Annotated in this window: 14 protein-coding genes; 4 read left to right on the top strand and 10 right to left on the bottom strand. The window is 61.3% G+C overall.

The annotated features are described in order from the left end of the window. Positions 1 to 12 precede the first annotated feature (12 nt). From G7047_RS21085 to G7047_RS21050, 8 genes are all read right to left on the bottom strand, one after another. Complete coding sequence (locus G7047_RS21085; RefSeq protein WP_166309785.1) at positions 13 to 1,593, bottom strand: MBOAT family protein; 1,581 nt, start codon at positions 1,591 to 1,593, stop codon at positions 13 to 15. 6 nt (positions 1,594 to 1,599) lie between these two features. Then, the gene (locus tag G7047_RS21080; RefSeq protein WP_166309783.1) at positions 1,600 to 2,757 is read right to left on the bottom strand and encodes a cell division protein FtsQ; all 1,158 of its coding nucleotides are present in this window, start codon (positions 2,755 to 2,757) and stop codon (positions 1,600 to 1,602) included. Beyond that, positions 2,754 to 3,788: a twin-arginine translocation pathway signal gene (locus G7047_RS21075; RefSeq protein ID WP_371813814.1), complete on the bottom strand. Its 1,035-nt coding sequence runs from the start codon at positions 3,786 to 3,788 to the stop codon at positions 2,754 to 2,756. Before G7047_RS21075 ends, G7047_RS21080 begins: the two co-directional genes overlap by 4 nt. Before the next feature lie 32 nt (positions 3,789 to 3,820). After that, the gene (locus tag G7047_RS21070) at positions 3,821 to 6,571 is read right to left on the bottom strand and encodes a hypothetical protein (RefSeq protein WP_166309779.1); all 2,751 of its coding nucleotides are present in this window, start codon (positions 6,569 to 6,571) and stop codon (positions 3,821 to 3,823) included. Next, positions 6,568 to 8,262, bottom strand: coding sequence for a glycosyl transferase family protein (locus G7047_RS21065; protein WP_166309777.1), 1,695 nt, complete (start codon positions 8,260 to 8,262; stop codon positions 6,568 to 6,570). Before G7047_RS21065 ends, G7047_RS21070 begins: the two co-directional genes overlap by 4 nt. Next, the gene (locus G7047_RS21060; protein ID WP_166309775.1) at positions 8,259 to 10,505 is read right to left on the bottom strand and encodes a hypothetical protein; all 2,247 of its coding nucleotides are present in this window, start codon (positions 10,503 to 10,505) and stop codon (positions 8,259 to 8,261) included. The genes G7047_RS21065 and G7047_RS21060 overlap by 4 nt, the downstream gene beginning before the upstream one ends. 11 nt (positions 10,506 to 10,516) lie before the next feature. Beyond that, positions 10,517 to 11,710 (bottom strand): non-hydrolyzing UDP-N-acetylglucosamine 2-epimerase, encoded by a 1,194-nt coding sequence (gene wecB / locus G7047_RS21055; RefSeq protein ID WP_166309773.1) that lies wholly within the window; start codon positions 11,708 to 11,710, stop codon positions 10,517 to 10,519. 596 nt (positions 11,711 to 12,306) lie between these two features. Beyond that, a complete protein-coding gene (locus G7047_RS21050) occupies positions 12,307 to 14,502 on the bottom strand; it encodes a malate synthase G (RefSeq protein ID WP_166309771.1) in 2,196 nt (731 codons plus the stop codon). A gap of 565 nt (positions 14,503 to 15,067) precedes the next feature. Here G7047_RS21050 and G7047_RS21045 point away from each other — a divergent pair. Beyond that, positions 15,068 to 15,427 carry a hypothetical protein gene (locus G7047_RS21045; RefSeq protein ID WP_166309769.1) on the top strand — a complete coding sequence of 120 codons (360 nt, stop codon included), beginning with the start codon at positions 15,068 to 15,070 and terminating at the stop codon, positions 15,425 to 15,427. A 270-nt stretch (positions 15,428 to 15,697) separates the two neighbouring features. Here the strand turns inward: G7047_RS21045 and G7047_RS21040 are convergent, their stop codons facing one another. Together G7047_RS21040 and G7047_RS21035 are read right to left on the bottom strand one after the other, a co-directional pair. Further along, positions 15,698 to 16,384 (bottom strand): response regulator transcription factor, encoded by a 687-nt coding sequence (locus G7047_RS21040; protein ID WP_166309767.1) that lies wholly within the window; start codon positions 16,382 to 16,384, stop codon positions 15,698 to 15,700. 51 nt (positions 16,385 to 16,435) lie between these two features. Beyond that, positions 16,436 to 17,599 (bottom strand): PAS domain-containing sensor histidine kinase, encoded by a 1,164-nt coding sequence (locus G7047_RS21035; RefSeq protein ID WP_240939210.1) that lies wholly within the window; start codon positions 17,597 to 17,599, stop codon positions 16,436 to 16,438. A 261-nt stretch (positions 17,600 to 17,860) separates the two neighbouring features. Between G7047_RS21035 and G7047_RS21030 the strand changes: the two genes are divergently transcribed. The 3 genes from G7047_RS21030 to G7047_RS21020 all read left to right on the top strand — a co-directional run bounded on the left by G7047_RS21030 (position 17,861) and on the right by G7047_RS21020 (position 20,402). Continuing rightward, a complete protein-coding gene (locus tag G7047_RS21030) occupies positions 17,861 to 18,793 on the top strand; it encodes a LysR family transcriptional regulator (protein ID WP_166309762.1) in 933 nt (310 codons plus the stop codon). Between the two features lie 91 nt (positions 18,794 to 18,884). Beyond that, entirely contained in the window at positions 18,885 to 19,460 is a 576-nt protein-coding gene (locus G7047_RS21025; protein ID WP_166309760.1) for a DUF3016 domain-containing protein, read from the top strand. 114 nt (positions 19,461 to 19,574) lie between these two features. Then, entirely contained in the window at positions 19,575 to 20,402 is an 828-nt protein-coding gene (locus tag G7047_RS21020; RefSeq protein WP_166309758.1) for a DUF4375 domain-containing protein, read from the top strand. The last annotated feature ends 21 nt before the right edge of the window (positions 20,403 to 20,423 follow it).

The following is a 20,423-nucleotide window of genomic DNA, read 5'->3' as shown; positions in this document are numbered from 1 at the left end:
AAAAAATAGGGTTCAGAACTGGAAGTACAGGAAACGTGTTTCCTTGTGGACGTTGGCAACGCACAGCGCGAGCAGCAGCAATGTCGCCAGCATCCAGCCGAGGCTGGGACGCCAGCTCAGCAACTGGCTGGGGTTCTTCAGAGTCTTGAACAGCGCGGGCGAGAAGCCGCCCAGAATCTGGTGTGCATTCGGGGTGAACCAAGCGATGGCGAGCAGCAGGGCGATGTACACGCCTTGAAGGTGATGCCCGATGACGAGGCGCCATGCGTCGCCGAACGACAGGCCTACCGCATGGCCCAGCGATTCAAGCCCTTCGAAACCGCGCATGCCGAACATGCCTTCGATCAGCTGCCATGCCTTGCCCATGCCATCGGCGCGAAAGAACGCCTGACCGATGAGCACCGCAGCAAAGGTGATCAGCACGCAGGCCATTTGCGTCATCGAGCCACTGTGGCGCTGTGCCGGGGGCTTTTTGCCGACCACGAAAATGCGCCAACCATGGTTGATCGACAGGCACAGGCCATGCCAGATGCCGAACACCAGATATTGCATGCCCGCGCCGTGCCACACGCCGGCAAGACCCATGGTGAACAGTGTCGGCAAGATGATGGTGGCAGCGAATCCGCCCGGTGATTTGGCGGCGCTGGAGCCGACCGTCATACCGCGTTTTTCGCGTGCGCGCGAGATCGCCATCGCCGCCGGGTAGTACAGATAGGCGGTGAGATAGCGCGTGAGCGTGATGTGCCAGCGTGCCCAGAAGTCGATGATGCTCGCAGCCTTGTAAGGCGAGTTGAAGTTCAGCGGGAAGCCGATACCAAACATCTTCGCGAGGCCCAGCGCCATGTCCGAGTAGCCCGAAAAGTCGAAATAGATCTGCAGCGCGTAGCTCAGACTGGTGGCCCACGAGCCCCAGAATTGCAGGTCATCGGGCGATGCGAAGCCGGCATCGGCATATGGCGCGATACCATCGGCCAACAGTACTTTCTTGGCGAGACCGATCACGAAAAGCACACCACCGATCGACAGGTTCTCGAACTTGAAGCGGTAATTCGCGGGGTCAGCGAACTGCGGAATCATCTCCTTGTGATGCAGGATGGGGCCTGCGATCAGATGCGGGAAGAAAGTCACGAACAGAACATAGCTCAGAAAGCCCTTTTCCTTGACCAGGCCCGATCGGCAATCGAGCAGAAAGCCGATCTGTGTGAAGGTGAAGAACGAGATGCCGAGCGGAAGGATCAGCGTGTCCATCGCGCCGTGCGTGAGCCCCCATTCGCTCAGGAAGTTGAACAACGCCGCGAAGTACTTGTAGTGAAACAGCACCACGAGGTCCACGGTCACGCCGACGCTGGTGACAAGCAGCTGCTTTTTCGGCGAGCCTGCGAAGTGCAGGATCAGCAAACCCACGACGTAGTTGAAGACGATGGAGCACGAGAGCAGCGCGACGAACTGCGGGTTCCACCAACCATAGAAAATGAATGAGGAGACGCACAGCCAGAGCGCCGCGAGCTTGAGGCTGATGCGGCCTGCGGCGTAGTAGCCCATCAGCGCGATGGGCAGGAACAGCAGCAGAAAGAGATAGGAATTGAACAGCATGGTTCGTCATCCCCCTTGGGTATTGGCAGAAGCCAGAACGGGTGCTGTGATCTGCTTGAGCGCCTTCTTCTCGTCATCCGTCAGCGGCAGCGACAAGGTGTTTTCCGAAAACTCCCAGATCACGAGCCGAAGGCTCGCGGGCCAGCGCGCCTCCTGAGCGAGCGCCTTGACCATCGCGCCAGAGAACTGGCCGCCGTCCATGCTGAGGTTCCACACCTCCTGCCCCAGATCGTTGCCTAGCCATTCCGCGAAATTGCTGCGCAGACCATTGGAGCTGCCGGCGAGCAGCACTTGCACGGGCGGCGTGTCGTCGAGCAGACCACCGCTGCGCACGGGGGTGATGGTCTGCGATGAAACGGATTCGATGTCGGGGCGCCATCCCGTGGGCGCATCCTTCAGTCCGGAAAGCACCAGCAGGTCTCCCATCCGAGGCTCGGGTGCGCTGGGTGGCGAGATGTCGAAACGCTGTGTGCCGCGCTTGCCCCCCAAAAGTGTGAGCGCTTTGGTCGCGACGGCCTCGGCGGCGCGTTGGGAGCCTGCGGCGTTCATGTGTACATCGGTGCGAAAGTACATATCCTCCGGTTGCGCCTCAAGCACAGGGCGCAGGTCGGCGAAGGCAATGTTACGCTCGGCAAGCGTTCTGCTGAGCTCGTCGTAGCGCGCTTGCATGGTTTTGGTCATCGTGCGACCACACAGATATTCCTCCTCCACGCGCGCCTTGTCAGGCACGGCAACCACCAGCGTCTGGACATTGCGGGCCTGCAGTTGTTCGTGCCAATGTTCCAGCAGTTGGAGGCGCTGCTTCACGACATCGGAGCGGGTGCCCGGCTGTACGCGCAGGCCATCGTGATAAAACATCCACTGTGGGCAACCCAGCACGACCTGCTCGCCGAGGTCTCCGAGCAGGCGGTAGCGTGCGGCGGCGCCCGCCATCTCTATCCAGCTCTGGCCGGGAAGGCGCAGGGACTGGTTGATGGCGGTTTCCGCGATACCGTTCATCCACGCATCGTGCGTCGACTTCTCGGGCTTGATTTCGGCATGCTTGAGCGACCACAGTCCCACTGCCAATCCAGCCACGAGCAACACCATCCAGACAATGGCCGTGGCACGATGGCTTGTGGTGGGCGGATCGGCTGGTGATGGGGGGTTATCGCGTTGTGTCATGGCGTGGAGCTCCCCAGGGCGCGCGTGACGCGCTGCGTCCATGTATCGACGGGCATGACCGCCGCGTTGTCCCAGAGGCCTGCGGCATCGGGACCCTGATTGAAGTTGGGCTCGAACATCTGCCAGACCAGCACCTGCGGCTTGGTCTGTTTGAACGAGGACGACTCGAGGTATTCGAGCAGCATCACCCACGGCCCTATGTTGCCGGGTTTCCAGTTCAATGACACCGGGCGATCAAGCAGGTTGGAGAGCTTTTGCGGGTAGCCGAAATAAGGTTGGACCATGCTATGGCCGGTGACATGCACGGGTGCAGGCGCGTCGTCCAGCAGGCCCTGGCCTTCGGCCTGACGACGCACGGTGTAGACCTCGCGGCCGATCTGCTTCTTCTCTTCGGGTGTGAGAAAGATCTCGGCCAGATCGCCGTAGCGTCGCTCCTTGGCCAGAGCACCGAGTGGTGTGCCCGTGCCCGCAGTGCCCGAGAGTTGTGGCTTGATCTTGCGGATGAGATCCGCCGTGCCTTGTGCTGTGGCGTCGGCGGCGTCGAGCGTCCAGTGCTGGTCGGTGCGATAGAACACGTCAGCACCTGCCCCGCGGACTTTTTTGAGCAGAGTGAAGTTGTCGAAAGTCTGGATGTCGGCGCGCTGCAGTTTGTTCTGTATGAGCGCATAGCGTTGCTCCACGGCAGGGCTGACTTTCGTGCCATCGGGCAACTTGTCGGCGTAGAAATGCACCTTGTCGGGCAGCATGAGAATCAGCAGATCGATGTTCCGCTCCTTGAGCTGCTGGTTGACGTGCGCGACCAGCTGAACGGTGCGGTCGATGCCCGCCGTATCTACCTGCGTGAGGCTGCCCCAGCCTGCGAACAGCCAGCCGTCCTTGCCCTTGATGACCAGCGACGAGCCGTTGTTCTGGGCCCATGCCATCTGCGTGGTGATCAGCATGGCCGCAGCGACTGCGGCCAGCCGCAAGGTGGCGCGCCGGGTGTGCAGCGGGGCCTGCCCATTTTCTATAGTGCTGATGCCGTTGTTCATTTTCTTCCTCCTCATGCTTTGCATTGCTCTTTTCAATACCAGAGCGACAGGCTCATGAACCAGCCCTTGGCGCGGTCCTTCTGGCCGCCACCGATGCTGGTGCGGTACTGCACGGTCCAGTCGATGTAGGAGCGCGGTGCGTTGTAGTGGTCCTCGCGGAATGCGTAGCGCGCGCTCACGCCCACGCCTGCACCCGCAGACCAGGTCGAGCCGTTGCCTTGAACGCGAATGTCATCCTTGAAGTTCGGAATCTGGGCGCGGTAGTTCTGACGCTGGTAGTCGGCGGCAAGCACCAGGTGCGGGAACAGAACGAGGCGATCACTCACGGCGTCCATGCGGAAGCTGCGGCCCACGCGCATCTCGGCGTTGGCGAACCATTGGTCACGGCGGTATTTGCCGCGTTGGCGTTCACTGTTGACGCCGGTGTTCTGGTCGCGCATCCAGAAGTTGGCGGACAGGTCCTCACGGTAGTAGCCGCCCTGCACATAGCCTTCCATCGTGAACCAGCTCGGCACGTCGAATCGCAGCGCTGTGCCCCGGTAGAAGCCATAGGTCGCATAGGCCAGCCAGCCGCCCTGACTCGCATTCGAGTCGAACTGGATGGATTTCGCGTTGCCGATGACGGGCGCGCCGGGCTGCGACGGATCGCGTCCGCTGAGCTTGCAGCGCAGGTCTGCGGATTCCGGCGTCACCGACCCCGAACGCGTGGAGGATCCGAGCAGGAAGCGTCGCTCCAGGCCAAATGTGAGCGCGTAGTCGGTGGACGGCGTGAAGCGCACGCCTAGCGATCCGATGGTCGTGGGCAGGCCAGAGATGCCGTTGTTGCGTGTCGCGCCGATGGGAGTCGGACGGCCGGTGCAGGGATCGATGATGGTCTGCTCCTGCGTGCTCGACGAGCCTCCATGCAACGTGCTCATCAGCCGACCATAGACCTCGAAGACCTGCGTTGCGCTGTTGAGAAACTGCGGCGGCCGCCAGTAGACATCGGCCATGCCGAAGACCGAGTCGGAGCCGGTGGTGACCGGCGTGTTGTTGAGTCCAGAGCCCGCTGCGCGCGCGCCGCGGTAGCTCGTCGACACGGATGCGCCCCATTCACGCGACAGGCCTGAAATGGCATTGCGGGTGTTGTAGCGCTGCTCAGGGGTGAGTTCCAGCTCGTTGCTGTCGTTCTGGTCGATGGCCTGTTTGAACATGCCGACCGCGTCTGACTTGCGACCTACCCGCGCAAGCGCATAGCTTTCGTCGAGTATGGCGAGCGGCGGCGCCTTGCCGGTGGCGCGCGCGGCCTGGAAGTCGACGAGTGCTTCCTGGGATTCGTTGCGCCGCTGGTGGATGTAGGCGCGCTGCATGAGCAGGCCTGCGTCATCGGGCGTGGTCTTCAGATCGGCGTTGATGCGCTCCAGTGCGCGTGCCTGCTGCGCGGCGTTGCCAGCCGCGAGTGTGATGGTCAACAGGTTCTGCATCAGGGGGCTGTCGGGATCCTGCTCCACGGCCTTTTCAGCCTGAGCGATGGCTTCCTGATAGTCCTGTTTTCCATAGGCCGCGTAGGCCTTGGCGCTTGCAGTGTTGGCCTCGTCGGCGGGCTTCATGTCGCAGACCGAACCGTAGGGCGTGAGGTGGCAATCCATGTTGGGAGGCGGGTAGCTCGCGCGGGTGAGTTCCGTGGGCGGTGCCTCGCGCTCTGCGATCTGCTTGAGACGCAGGGCCACGGCTTTGTCATCGGCGGCGAGCGGTGCGAGCAGCGCCTTCGCGCGCTCGAAGTTACCCACGACGAGCGCCGCATCGGTAGCGACAAGGCGGATGCCGGTGCGCTGCGTGTCGTCGAGCCAGTCCTGCATCATGGCCTCGTCGAAATCTTTGTTGGCCAGTTCGGTCTTGAGCTGGCGCTGCCTGAAATAGGCGCGCATGACGAGCGCGTTGGTGTCCTCGTCGTCCTGCACCAGCGCATCGGTGGCAGCCGCTTCACCATCGGCCATGCGATTGGCGATCACCAGCGTGGTGAGCAGCAGCAGCCGGTGGCTCTGTGTGTCGGGCGCCAATGCAACTGCTTTGCGCGCCAGTTGGACGGCATCATCGTTCTGAAATTCGCCCAGTGCCCGATAGGCTCCCGAAGCCGGTGCTTCGGACATGGACTTGTGCAGCGCCTGTTTGCGCGCCAGCAGGTCGTTGCGATTGGGCGCGCCGAGCGCGATGGCCTTGTCTGCCGCCTCCACGGCGGCATCCATCTTTTCCTGTGCCTCGAGTGCGGTGATCCACAACAACGCCCAGCGGCCCTGCGAGGGATCCATGCGGAACGCCTTTTCGGCTAGTTCGGCACTCGACACATATTTCTGGGCGTTGTAGTCGGCAAATGCCTGCGTGGCGATGGGAAAGCCCTGGCGGTAGGCATCGCTCTGCGTTGCGTTGCCGGTGGCCTGCAAGTTGTGCCTGGCCTGATTCAGTTCGTCGGACTGCAGGCCGAACGCCTGTGCGTCGGCGATGGCGGCCAGCGCGTCCTGCGTCTTGCCCTGTTTTTGCAGTGCGTAGATCAACAGCATGCGTAGGCGCAGCACTTCGGGCCGCAGCGCTATCGCTCGGCGTGCGAACTGCGCGGACTGAGGGTAGCGCTTGGCATCGTAGGCCGCATAGGCCTGCTTTGCGAGCTTGAACACCGGCCCTTTGAGCGGCTGCTCCTGTGCCTGAACGGCTGCGCGCTTGGGTGGCGACGCTGCAAAGGCTTCGCCATGACCGAGCGTGAGCAGGGCGGCGACGGCGACTGCGATACTGGTGAGGGCGGTGTTCATCGCGTTGGCTCCGGCATCAGCGGTGCGGGGCGCGATGCTTCCTCGACATATGCCTGATAGGAGATCGCTTCCTGCAACGTGTTTTCGTCAAGGCAGTCCTGCTGCACCAGAATCTCGCCGAGCCTCAGACCCACCAGGCGTTGACGGTTCAACGCATTGGCAAGCTGTTCTTCGGTGATGACCTTCCAACTCACGAGCAATTGGCCCAGGCTCTGGCGTTGCTGCACCAACTGGTCGGCGGACGGGAAGTCGTGCATGGTCTTGTCCCACGCGAGTCGCTTGCCGGTGACGAGGTGCACGATATACAGCTTCCACGCCCGAGCGGCGGCCATGGCGTTGATGAAGTTGCCGATCACCATGCGCGGTGCAGAAATCAGCGCATGTTCCCAGCCATAGAGGCGATGGACGAAAAGCGCGCGCTGAAGCGTTCTGAGCAGCAGCGCGATACCGTTGAGCAGAATCAGCGTGCCGACCCAACCGCGTGGCGAGAACAGCGAGGGGAAGTAGGTTTGCCACCAACCCATCTTGTCCGCGAACCAGAAGGCCAGAAAGTTCAGCAGCAGCACATAGCCCCCGATGGCGACGAACGAGGTCACGAGGCCCTTGCGGTCCCGGAACAGCAGATACTTGGTGGCAAGCGATCCCTTCCAGCCGACCTGGGTCCAGCCCTGCAGGCCGATGCCCAGTGTCCAGCGCGCTTTCTGGCGATACGCGGTCTTGAAGGTGTTGGGAAAGTACTCGCGGATATCCAGCGGCAGTTCCTTGGTTTCTTCCTTCTCCGGGCCAAGGCCGAACCAGGATTTGCGGCGCGAGGTGTGCTCCACCAGAAAGCGGCCGAAGATCTGCTTCATGCCCATGCGCGAGAGGCGTGCGCCGATGTCGTAGTCCTCGGTCAGCGTGTCGGTGTTGAAGGGCTGGTTGTTGGTCTCGACGGACAGATGCGCCAGTGCCTTGCGTGAAAAGCAGGTGCCGACACCGGCGGACGGCACCATGCGCGACATGCTCTCGCGCACCACCAGATCCTTGGTGTGCCACTCCGCGAACTCGTCCATGTAGGTGCCAGCGACCAACTCATACCAGTGGCGCTCAAGCGACGCGACCGGCAACTGGATGAAGTCCACGCGCGGCAGCAGATAGTTGTAGTACTTGAGCTCAAGCGGATGCAGCACGTCTTCGCTGTCATGGAGCACCACGCCCGCGAACGGCACGGGCTGGTGCTGGTTCTGCAGAAAGATGGCCTGCACCAGCCAATTCAGGCAGTCGGCCTTGCAGGTGGGGCCGTCATGCGGCACTTCCACCCGGATCAACTGGCGATAGCGCCGTCGCATGCGCTCGACCTCGTTTCTGGTGCGCTCGTCGTTCTGGTACGTGCCCACAAAGATCATGTAGTTCTTGTATTCGAGCGTGTTCACCATGCTCTCGAGCATGAGCGCGATGACGTCGTATTCGAGCCATGCAGGCACCATGATGGCGAGTGGCTGTTCTGGCACATCACGGATCGCCTTGCTGGTGAGCGGTGCGTAGCGCTTCATGAAGAAGCTTCGGTAGACCTTGCGAATCCAGAACCACGCGTCGACGAACAGATCGTCCACGCTGGACAGGAAGATGATGACGGCCACGACGACACCGGCGATCTCAAGCCAGTGGTAGTAGTCTGCGACTAGATAGGGCCAGTAATGCGACGACATCATGATGCTCCCTCCAGTGCTTGCGATTTGCGCTTTGCCCTGCGTGCCGCAACGCCGGCGGCTACCAGCAGCGCGATGAAGGTGATCAGCGCCGCAAGCGTCACCGGAACACCCCATGAAAACAGGCTGCGCCATTCGTACATGGTCCCGGCGGTGTTGGCGTCGGACGCTCGTACGACGGAGCCCGTCGTGTTGAGCCAGGCCACTTCGGAGCCGGGGCCGAGCAGTGCCAGCTGTCCGTGATTGACCAGAAGGCCCGTGGGACGCACGCGTGTTTCTGCGCCAAGTGGGTACCACAGGAGGCCAATCTGACCGTCGGTCTGAACCGCCTGCACAGCTGTGACGCCACTGGATTGCGGCCATGGCATGCCCTTGATGGGAGTGCCGCGCAGTGCGATGTGGTGGTCCTGCAACCCAAGCGCGCGTGGCGTGCGTAGTACGTCCACATCCAGCGCGACGAAGGTCTGTGAGGGCGAGAAGGACTTCTTGGCGTCGACCAGCACCAGACGCGATGCGATGGGCGAGAGGTTCGCCGCCGCAGCCAGTTGGATCGTGTTGTCGAGGCCCAGACGTGCCTGCGTGAGATAGCTTTGCGGAACGGCGATGTCCGCAGAGTGGCCCAGACGGCTGATCAGATCGGCGAACGACGGCGTGTCCGTGGGCTTCGCGCTGGACGAGGCGGCGGAATTGAAACGCAGATCGAACTGCAGTGCGGTGGTCGGTATCACCATCGACGATGAGCAGCCACCGGCAGGCGCATCCTGCTTCACAGAGACCTGCAGCACATTGATGGCGCTGAGGGCGTATACGGGGATGTCGGCAGCCAGCGTTTCGCGTTCGCCTTTTCCATTGAGATTGCGTGCGGCCAGCAGGATGCCGTTCCAATGCAGCACGCCGACGGGGCTTTGCTGACTGGCGCGTTCAGGCAGTTGAAAGCTGACCTGAATATGCGATGGCGTGTGGCCTGAGGCGAGCGGTGGCGTCAGCGCGAAGCTCGCGGCCCAGTTCTGCGGTGCCTGCACGGTGAATTGTTGTTGAGGCGTTTTGCCGCTCGATGAATCGCGCAGCAGCGCATGATTCACCTGGCTGGAGGCAAGGCGTGCGCCACCGTCTGCCACGGCGGTCAGTGGTTGCCACTGCGCTTGGGTGTCCAGCGATGCGATGCTGGCAGCGCCATCGGCAGTGACGGCCCAGGCGTTGCGCGCACCGAACGGCGTCAGCTTGAGTGTCTTGCGACCGGCGGTCGCGCGGGCCAGCGGCATGCGCTTGTTGCGCCACTCCTGAAAGACGACCAAGGCGTCTTCATCGGTGATCTGCATCTGCAAGGCATCGAGCGCACTCGCGAGCTGGCTTTGCAGTTGGGCATCTGCCACCACGATATCGGCGAGCAGTCCACTCGCATCGAGCATGAGCAGCGCACCGATTTCTGCGGTGCTTGCAATCGCGTGGTGTTCGCTCGCATCGCTCAGACCCGCAAATGCGGCGATGGTTGTGAGCCCGGGAGGAACGCTCAACGCGCGTGTGTCCACGATGTCGCCGACGCTGGGCAGAGCATGTACTGAGACGGGGCGTCCCTGCTTGGCCATGGTGAGGCCGATGCGCCACGCGGTATCGAAGGTCTCGCGGCTCAGCGGCGGGGCGGCGACCAGAAGGAAGGGGCGCTCAGGCATGACTGCGATGCCCTGTGTCCATGTGGAAGCGTTGGACGTCTCTCTGCCCGTGCCGTAGTACGACAGATAGGTGTCTGGATTCAAAGCCACCGCGCCGCTGGATTTCGCGTCGCACGTGGTGGGTGCCTGTGGCCCCACCTGCATGCCGATGCGTGTGGGCGTGGCCGAGCCGGTCATCGGCAGGGTGGTGCGGATCAATTGATCGGGCTTGCCCGGTGTGGTCAACGGCACGACGGTTGCCGCACCATTGACTGCGAAGGCCGGTGCGGGCTGGTTGGCAGGGGTTGTCAGCACCAGGGTGCGCGCACTCTCGCGGCCCCCTGCGGGAAGGTAGAACTCTTGGAGCGAGTCGGCTGGAATGTTGACCGAGGGGCCCATCACCCCCAACGTGGACAGCGAGATGCGGCGCTCGAAACGCTGGCCTTTGGTGAGTTGCTGCAATTCGCCGCCGATCGGGCTGGCGTGCGTTGATGCGCAGGTCACCATCCAGGCGATTGCGCAAACAACTGTGCATGGACGGACGCCGATCCGCCCCACCGGCACAGGTCGGGTGGGTCGTGTCTTGTGCGCGGACATGGTGTTGCTCCTCAGCCGTCGGAATCCATCGACATTGCATGTGTCGATGGGAGAGGGGTGCCGTCGGCAACGGCGGCGCCAAACTCGCGGAAATTGCGGCCCATCAGGGCGGACACAATGCGCTGCGAGGCCTTGCCGTCACCGTAGGGATTGATGCGGCGTGAGAAGGAGGCGTGATAGGGGGCATCGTCCAGCAAACGCCTCACGGCTTCGGTGATGCGAAGGGTGCTGGTGCCGACGATGGTCACGGTGCCGGCGGCCACGGCTTCCGGGCGCTCGGTCACATCGCGCATCACCAGCACCGGTTTGCCGAGAAACGGCGCTTCCTCCTGAACTCCGCCCGAGTCCGTGAGGATGATGTGCGCGCGCTGCATCATCCAGACGAAGTCTAGATAGTCGAGCGGCTCGATCAGGTGGGTGCGGTTGCATTGACCAAGCGAGGACATCACCACATCACGAACGGCCGGATTCAAGTGCACTGGGTAGATGATCTGCACATCCGGGCGCTTTGACAGTTCGGCGAGCGCCGCGCAGATCGAGCGAAAGCCGTCACCAAAGCTCTCGCGGCGGTGGCCGGTCACGAGAATCAGCTTGCGGCTGGGGTCGATCCATGGATAGTTGGCATGCATCTGCGCGGCCAAGGTGTCGTTGCTGTGCAGCGTGTCGCAGGTGGCGGCCAATGCGTCGATCACGGTGTTGCCGGTGATGTGGATTCGGCCCTGCAAGTTCTCGCGCAGAAGGTTGGCTTTCGAGGTCAACGTGGGGGCGAACATCCATTCGCTTACGCCATCCACGGTGCGGCGATTCATCTCTTCGGGAAACGGCATGGAGAGATTGCCTGTGCGCAGGCCCGCTTCCACATGGCCGACAGGTACGCGGCGGTGAAAGGCCGCCAGCGCGCACGCGCAAGCAGTACTGGTGTCACCATGCACCAGCACCACATCGGGCCGCACCTTGGCGATCACCTCGTCCACCCCGGACATCGCACGTGCGAACAGGCCATTGAGGGTCTGGTTGGGCTGCATCACCGCCAAATCGAAATCGGCACGGATCTGGAACAGTTGCATCACCTGGTCCAGCATCTGTCGGTGCTGGCCGGTCACGCACACCAAGCTTTCGATGCTCGGTGTCAGCTCAAGTACTTTGACCAATGGAGCCATTTTGATGGCTTCGGGGCGCGTACCAAAGACGGAAAGAATCTTCATCGTGTTGTCGATTGCGTTTAGGCAATCCCTCCCTGCTGGCCCCTTCTTCCTACATGGTGGAGAAGGTGTTCAATGCCCGCCGAACTCGGCAGAACGCTAATTCAAATCTATTGATTGATTAATTTCAATAGTTTGTATTGTTTATCAACTGCGTAATTCCGCAACCAGCCGCGCCATCTCATTTGTGACTAATTTGTTGCTTTTGTGAACGTTTTAATGCTTAAACTGATAAATATTCTTCTTGGAAGAATCCTTTGGTTCAATGCTTTAAAAATGAGTGATTACTCACATGTATTTCACTCCAAAACTGATTTGCGATGTTGCAATGCACTGCGGCTTGATCTTCTTACTGTGCCGGGGCATCCGTAGCATTTTGAAATACCCAGTTTGAGGGAGGTGATGCCAGAGTTGTTTGCAATCACGTGTGACCGAGACACGTGGCACGACACAGATCCCGCAATTTCAGGCCGCCAAATGCTGAACCCACCGCATCCGCGGCAAGCGTCAGGAACAAGCCAAACATGGCGCGGTGAAGCAAAAAAAAGCCCGCTGAGAACAGCGGGCTACGTGATTTCGGTCTTCCTGTGACTGGTGTGTTACTTCGCTCCAGCCTTCACTTTCAGGCGTGATGCGTGCAGCAGCGGCTCGGTGTAGCCCGACGGCTGGTCTACGCCCTTGAACACCAGATCCAGTGCGGCCTGATAGGCTGCACCTTGTGGGTTCTTCTCGAGGCTGATGTAGCTCGCGTCACCCGCGTTCTGGCCGTCCACCACCTTGGCCATGCGGGCGAAGGTATCGCGCACCTGCTGCTCGGTCACGATGCCGTGCAGTAACCAGTTGGCGATGTGCTGGCTCGAGATGCGCAGCGTGGCGCGGTCTTCCATCAGGCCCACGTTGTGGATATCAGGCACCTTGGAGCAACCGATGCCAGCATCCACCCAGCGGACCACGTAGCCGAGGATGCCCTGCACGTTGTTGTCGAGCTCCTGCTGCTTCTCGGCGTCGCTCCACTTGGGATCCTTGGCCACGGGGATTTGCAGCAGGTCGGCCAAGATGTTGTCGCGCTCGGTGTCGGCGCTGGTCTTTTCCAGCTCTTTCTGCACGTCCTCGACGCTCACCTGGTGATAATGCAGCGCGTGCAGCGTTGCGCCGGTGGGCGAGGGCACCCAGGCGGTGTTGGCACCGGCCTTGGGGTGAGCGATCTTCTGCTCGAGCATGGCCTTCATCAGGTCAGGCATGGCCCACATGCCCTTGCCAATCTGGGCGCGGCCGCGCAGGCCCATGGTCAGGCCGACGAGCACGTTGTTCTTTTCATAGGCCTGCAGCCAGGCACTGGTCTTCATCTCGCCCTTGCGGACCATCGGGCCGGCTTGCATGGCGGTGTGCATTTCGTCGCCGGTGCGGTCGAGGAAGCCGGTGTTGATGAAGGCCACACGTGCGGGCGCTGCGGCGATCGACGCCTTCAGGTTCACGCTGGTGCGGCGCTCTTCATCCATGATGCCGAGCTTGACAGTATTCTCGGGCAGGCCGAGCAGCTTCTCGACGCGGCCGAACAGTTCGTTGGCGAAGCCGACTTCGGCCGGGCCATGCATCTTGGGCTTGACGATGTAGACGCTGCCGGTACGGCTGTTCTTGATGCCGTTGGCGCCATTGCCCTTCAGATCGTGGATGGCGATGGCGGTTGTCACCACAGCGTCCATGATGCCCTCGGGGATTTCCTTCTTGTCGGCGCCCCACAGAACAGCAGGGTTGGTCATCAGGTGGCCCACATTGCGCAGGAACATCAACGAGCGGCCATGCAACTTGATCGGCTTGCCATCAACTGCCGTGTATTCACGGTCGGCGTTCAGGCCCCGCGTCATGGTCTTGCCACCCTTGTCGAACGACTCGGTCAGCGTACCCTTCAGAATGCCCAGCCAGTTGCTGTAGCCCAGCACCTTGTCCTCGGCGTCCACTGCGGCGACGGAATCTTCGAGATCCAGAATCGTGGAGACAGCCGCTTCCACCACCACGTCGGCCACGCCAGCCGCGTCGGTCTTGCCGATGGGGGTGGTGTTGTCGATGCGGATGTCGATGTGCATGCCGTTGTTGATCAGCAGGATCGAGGTCGGAGCAGCTGCATCACCTTGGTAGCCGACCAGCTTGCCTTCGTCCTTGAGGCCGGAGGTCAGGCCGTCCTTCAATTGAACCTGCAGCTTGCCACCGACAATCTTGTAAGACGTAGCATCCTTGTGCGAGCCGTTGGCAAGCGGCACGGCCTGGTCGAGGAAGTTGCGTGCGAATTCGATGACCTTGGCACCGCGCACGGGGTTGTAGCCCTTGCCCTTTTCAGCACCGCCTTCTTCGCTGATGGCGTCCGTGCCATACAGCGCGTCATACAGCGAACCCCAGCGCGCGTTGGCGGCGTTGAGCGCGTAGCGGGCATTCAGGATCGGCACCACCAGCTGCGGGCCGGCGATCTTGGCGAGTTCGGCGTCGACGTTTTCGGTCGTGGCCTTGGCGCCTTTTGGCGGCTCGACCAGATAGCCGATCTTCGTCAGGAAGTCACGGTAGGCGGCCATGTTGGTGATCGGGCCGGGGTTGGCCTTGTGCCAGGTGTCCAGCTCCTTTTGCAGGCGGTCACGCTCGGCGAGCAGGGCGGCGTTCTTGGGCGCGAGGTCGGCGACCAGTGCATCGAAGCCCTTCCAGAATGAGGCACTGTCCACGCCCGTACCGGGCAAAACATCTTTGTCCACGAAGTTGTACAGCTCGGGGGCCACTTGAAGGCCGTGAACGGCAATGCGATCGGTCATGGTGTGTCTACCTCTACCTTGAATTACGGGAAAGCTGGATGCTGTTGACAGAGGAAACCTCTGACATCGTGATGTGACACTGTATTGCGAACCGTTTGACAGATCAATCACGCGAAATGCGTTTTATCTGTGACTTATATGTATGGAATTGTGGGAGAAACGTTCCTGAATGCGTATTGCATGTCGCGTCGACGCCTCAGCGGATACAAGACGGTTGCGCATCTATCGACATGGATGAATGCAGATGCGATCATGTTGATCAGTTCTGATGATTGCTGATCGCCGAAGGGTTGTTGCTCTTTTGCAGCATGCGGCAAGTTGATGACAACGATGCGCTTCCCAGTTCTTGCTAGCCAGATAAAACGGTAATTTCCTATATGAGGCAGGGTGCTACAAGATTCTTACTTGACGGTCAAATTTTTTGGTTCACAAAAGATGACAATCAAGAGGCCATTTAATACTCACAAAGTTGATCTGAATCAGAACTGATTTAATAGAATCATATTCAGGCGCTTTGGAAACGAAAGCGACCCATCCTTAAATGAACTGAGCGGAGGTACGCAAAATGGCAAATCTGAACGAAAGTCTGCAAGATCTGATGTCCCTGGATGGCGCAATGTGTGCCGCCGTAGTCGACTACAACAGCGGCATGATGCTGGGCAGCATCGGCACTGGCGTGGATTTGGAACTGGCCGCAGCTGGCAACACCGAGGTGGTGCGCGCCAAGATGAAGACGATGAAAGCTCTGGGCCTGAACGATTCGATCGAAGATATGCTGATCACGCTGGGCAAGCAATATCACATCATTCGTCCATCGGCCAAGCTGGCTGGTATCTTCGTTTATTACGTGCTGGACAGCAGCCGCGCGAACTTGGCGCTGGCGCGACGCAAGATCAATGACGTCGAAGCCAAGATGACCATGTAATCTGCTCACTCACGACAGAATTCTCGAAAAACGGGCCTTGGGCCCGTTTTTTGTTTTCTGGTTTTTTTACGAAGCCTTGACGGCTTTGCTGGTTGGTCGTTTTGAGGCGGCAATACAGCCCCTCATCCGTCGTTGCGAAGCCTTGCCGTACAGGCGCACTGTCTACGGCTTAGACGCCTGGCCTGAGGGGCTGTATTGCCGTTGTGGCTAGCCGCCTTGGTGCTCGCTGTGCTTCGCGGGCCCGCTCCGGCAGGCGCGAGAAGTGGCGTTTCAGCCGGCGATCAGGGGGGCGCGGAACTGGTAGCCGACTTTTTGCTGGGACTGCAGCGGCACTGCCAGGGGCGTGACGCGTTCGATGCGGCGGCGCAGGCGGTAGATGGTGGCGTGCAGGCTGTTGTCGGATTCGGCGGCGCTGGTGCCTTCGAGCAGTTCGCGGATTTGTTCACGGGTGACGGTCGCGCCCTGGGCCTTGAGGAAGCAGTCCATCAGAATCAGATCGGTGGGACTGAGTTCCACGGTCTGGCCGTCGGGGGCGGTGAGCACGCTGCGGCGCTTGTCGAGTTTCCAGGCGGTGGCCGTCTTGGCCGTGGTCATGATGCGGCGGTGAACTGCGCGGATGGCCAGCTCTACCTGCTCGAAGGTGACCGGCTTGGTGAGGTACATGTCGGCACCGGCGTTGATCACTTCGGCGAACACCTCGGGGCCGAGGCGGCCCGAGACGATCAGCACCCCTGCCTGGGTGCGCTTGCGTAGGATACGGATGAGCTCGGCGCCGTCCACGCCGGGCAACATCAGGTCGAGCACATAGAAGTCGAATCGGTACGGCGCCATGTCCGCGAGCAGGTCGCTGCTGTCACTGTAGGCCTGCACCTCCACGCCTTGGGCACGCAAGTGCTGCGCGAGAAATTCGCAGTATTCGGTGTCGTCGTCGACCAGTGCTAGGGTGACAGGCAGCATGAATGGTGGCTTGTTCTGAGGGGTTGTCGTTGGCTGGAGCGGGTTTCCTGATCAGTCCGCCAGCCCTTGGGGAATGACGAGTCGCATGATCGTTCCTTGCGGCTCGTTAGGCAATGCCTCTACTGTACCCTGATGCAGCTGCAACACCGAGCGAACGATGAAGAGGCCAAGCCCCGCACCTGCCCGGTTGCGATTCTCGCTGCCGCGCGAGCCTTTTTCGAAAAGGCGTGGACGCAGTTCGTCGGAGATGCCCGGTCCGTTGTCCAGCACTTCGATGATGAGCGCGAGAGGGTCGTCCGACTCGGAAATGCGCAGCGTCACCTGCGAGCCTTCGGGGGCATAGGACAGGGCGTTGTTCAGCAGGTTACGGATGGTCAGTCGCATCAGCGCCGGGTGCAACTGCACAGTGCGGGTGTTGGTGTCCCATTGCTCGTTGATGCGCGGGCGCAGGTCGGCGGCGATGTCGTGCATCACGAGGCGGATCAGGGTCGGCAGGTCCGTGTCGCTTGATGAACTGGCCTTGCCGCCGACGGCCAGAATCGTTCCGGCGGCGAGTGTGTTGTCCAGCGTTCCGATGACCTGCTGGAGCACATGCTCGGCGCGCGACAGAGCCTTGGTCGCCGGGTCGGTGTCTTTCAAGTGCAGATCGTCGATGGCCTTCATCGTCGCCTGCATGGCGGCCGAGGCGTTGTTGAGCGGCTGGCGGATTTCGTGCGACAGCAGCTGAAGCATTTCGTTGTGCTCAGTGAGCATGGCGGTGCGCCAGTCGAGCAGCGCACGCAGTTTCTCGACCTCTGCGCCATCGCCGCGATGCTCTTCCAATGCGTGTTGCAACCGCTGGATCTGTTCGCGTTGGCGCTCCAGCATCTGCTCGCGCAGATGTTCTCGTGTGGCGTCGGTCATCACCATCATCACGCCCTGCACGTCGGAACGGCCACTGGCCTCGGGTTGAGAGAAGTGCGGCAGTTGCGGCGAGAGATGCACATGGCGCCACTGCTGGGTGCCGAGTTTGTCCTGCCGCATGTCCACATATTGCGTGACCTGCCCGCGCGCGGCACCTTCGAAGTGCTGGCGCCAGATGCCCAGATAGTCAGCAGGAAGCAACTCGGCGAGGGTGTGGCCGATCACGTTGGCGGGGTCGAGTCCGAACCAGGTGCACCACTCCGGTGTCGCCATGCGCAGGCGTTCGTCCTTGCCCCAAAATGCGAGATTCACAGGGGTTTGCCCGAGTAGCCGCACCAGTTGTCCGGGGGCGTACCAACTCTCCGCCTGCGCTGTGGATGCGGGTTTCGCGGGGCTGCTTTTGCTGGGCTGTATGGGTGTGGGCATCGTGATTGCTGAAGCTTTGGTGCAAATTTGCTCAAAGTGGGAACCAGCCGTTGATAATAGGCCGGAATGCTGGTGCGCGGATGGTGCGGTTGGTCGCATTCCACGGTGCACGCACGCAGGAAGGCAGCAGCCGGAAATCAGCTTTTCATGGATCGTCTCAAACAGCTCGAATCATTTGTTGCGATAGCCACGCGGGGCAGCCTCACAGCGGCCGCCAAGCTTGAAGGTGTGGCCCCCGCCATCATGGGGCGCCGGTTGGATGCGCTGGAAGAGCGCCTTGGAGTGAAGCTGCTGGTGCGCACCACGCGCAAGCTGTCGCTCACGCACGAAGGCATTGCGTTTCTCGAAGACTGCCAGCGCTTGCTCGCCGATCTGGCGAGCGTCGAGGCCAGCGTGAGCGCCGGTGGCGTGAAGGCGACCGGGCATCTGCGCATCACCGCACCAGCCGGTTTTGGCCGCAGGCATGTGGCACCGCTGCTGCCGCAGTATCGAGAGCTGCATCCCGAGGTGACCATCTCGCTGAACCTCAGCGACCGTGTGGTCGACCTGACCGGCGAAGGTTATGACTGCGCCGTGCGCGTGGGCGATCTACCCGATTCTTCGTTGGTCAGTGTGCGCGTGGCCGACAACCGGCGCCTATGCGTTGCAACACCCGAATACCTGCGTCGGCGCGGTACACCCGAACATCCTTCCGAGCTGGTGCAGCACGATTGCCTGACGCTGTCGAGCGAGGCGTCGCAGACACGCGGCTGGGCGTTCCGGATTCCGCAAGGAGACGGGGCAGGGGAGGTGGTGCATTTCAAGCCGGGCGGACCGCTGGACTGCTCGGATGGACAGGTGCTTCACGACTGGTGTCTGGACGGATGGGGCATTGCCTGGCGCAGCACCTGGGAGGTGGAGTCCGAGATCGAGGCCGGTCGCCTCGTGCCGGTGCTCGAGACCTTTGCCGCGCCGCCCAATGGCATCTTCGTGGTGTTCCCGCAGCGCAAACACATGCCGCTCAGAGTGCGGCTGTGGATCGAATATCTCAAGCAGAAGTACGCGGAGCCCTCGTTCTGGCGACGCAATACTCACGGCTGAGCGCTGCGGCATCTTGTGCCTGCGCACCCAGCCCGACAGTGAACAGCGAAAGGATTGAACAATGCAAGGTGTGTCGATTTCCGCAAGGTCCATGGGTTTCACATCGGCTGACGCCAACGCTGAAGCCGATTCGCGCCATGGCGCCTCGGCGTGGGGCCGCCTCGGCACCGCCTTCGTGATGAGCGCCTTGCTGCTCGTGCTTTCCACCGGCTGCTCGCTGATGCAGAAGGATCCCGCCCAGCCACGCGAAGTGCAGGCCGGGACCGTCAGCGTGACCACGGCGAATCCGGACAGCTTCACGCCCGTGCCCTCGGCACAGCGCGAATCCAAGGCGGCGCGCCGTGCCTGGGTCGAGGCACTGAGCGAGCATCTGGCTGATCGCGTGGCCGAGGCGCTGCCCAATGGCGAACGCGCCGAGGTCCACGTCTCCGATATTCGCCGCGCCACGGCCATGACCGGTGCCAGCCAGGAGGTGGTGCCTCCGCGCATCGTGCTCACATTCAAGCGTCTGTCGCCCAAAGGCAAGGTGGTGCAGTCGGCATCGCGCACGCTGCAGGACACGTCGTTGCAGCTCAAGGGCAGACGCTACGAGAACGATCCTCTGCGCTACGAGAAGGCGCTGGTTGACGATTGGGTGACCAGAGAGTTCACTGTGGCGGGCAAGTAACGCCCACGTCATCAAGCCTTCGCTCAATTTGCACAACATGCATGGAGGGCTTGGCAGGCGTCATCTCGCGCGCCATGGTCCCTCCATCACACTTCATTCCGAGGAGTCGACAAGATGCTGCTGTCCCCAACCATTCTGGTGTCTAAAGAAGCTTTGAACAGCGAGGACAGCTATGACCTCGTCGAGTCCAATATCGACAGCGTGAACGAGCTGCTCGAGCGTCTCGTCGAATACGAGGAAATGTCGCCCGAGGCGCTCAAGAGCTACTACGTCGACTACTACCTCGCGCAAGTGAAGAACGGCGGTTTCGCGCAGTTCATCTACAACATCGGCTGCGATGGCGAGATCATCGAGCTGGTTCAGCAGGGGCTGGCCGACATGCAGGCCGTGCGCCATGCCGCACTGCTGGACAAGAGTCTGGCGATCATTGACCGGCTCAGCGAAGAGGAACTGGACCGCTTTCTCGACAGTGAATACTTTGGCGAGAACACCGAGCGCGATGCGCTCAACGAATGCAATGGCGAGTTCTACGACCTGAACGAGCACGAGGATCTGGTCGATTTCAACAGCCGTTGGCTGCGGCAGCATCCGCAACTGCAGGCGGTGGCAGCGGCCGGTCTGGAAGCCGTGTTCGACGAGATCTCCGAGAAGATCCCCGATCTGGAAGAGCGCGCTGCCGAAGCGCTGGAGAACCAGCCGCGCTATGTGAAGGTGATTGACGAGCTGTGCGATGCCTCAGGGCAGGAGCTTGAGCGCATCACTGCGGGTGATCCGACCCATCAGCACGAGGGCAAGGACGTCCTCGCATGGCACTTTCTCACCGACGCGGGGCATTTCTATATGGTCGATCTGGGTGACAAGGCCCTGATGTTCGAAGCTGATACCCACAAGCTGGAGGCGGAGGCCGACGTGTCGTTCCTGGACCCGGAAGAGGACGATTGATCGTCGCCACCGCTTTCTCCA

The sequence above is a fragment of the Diaphorobacter sp. HDW4A genome (genome assembly GCF_011305995.1).
Taxonomy (GTDB): Bacteria; Pseudomonadota; Gammaproteobacteria; order Burkholderiales; family Burkholderiaceae_C; genus Diaphorobacter_A.
Note: the sequence above shows the minus strand (reverse complement) of the source record. Positions and strands in the feature narration are given on the sequence as shown.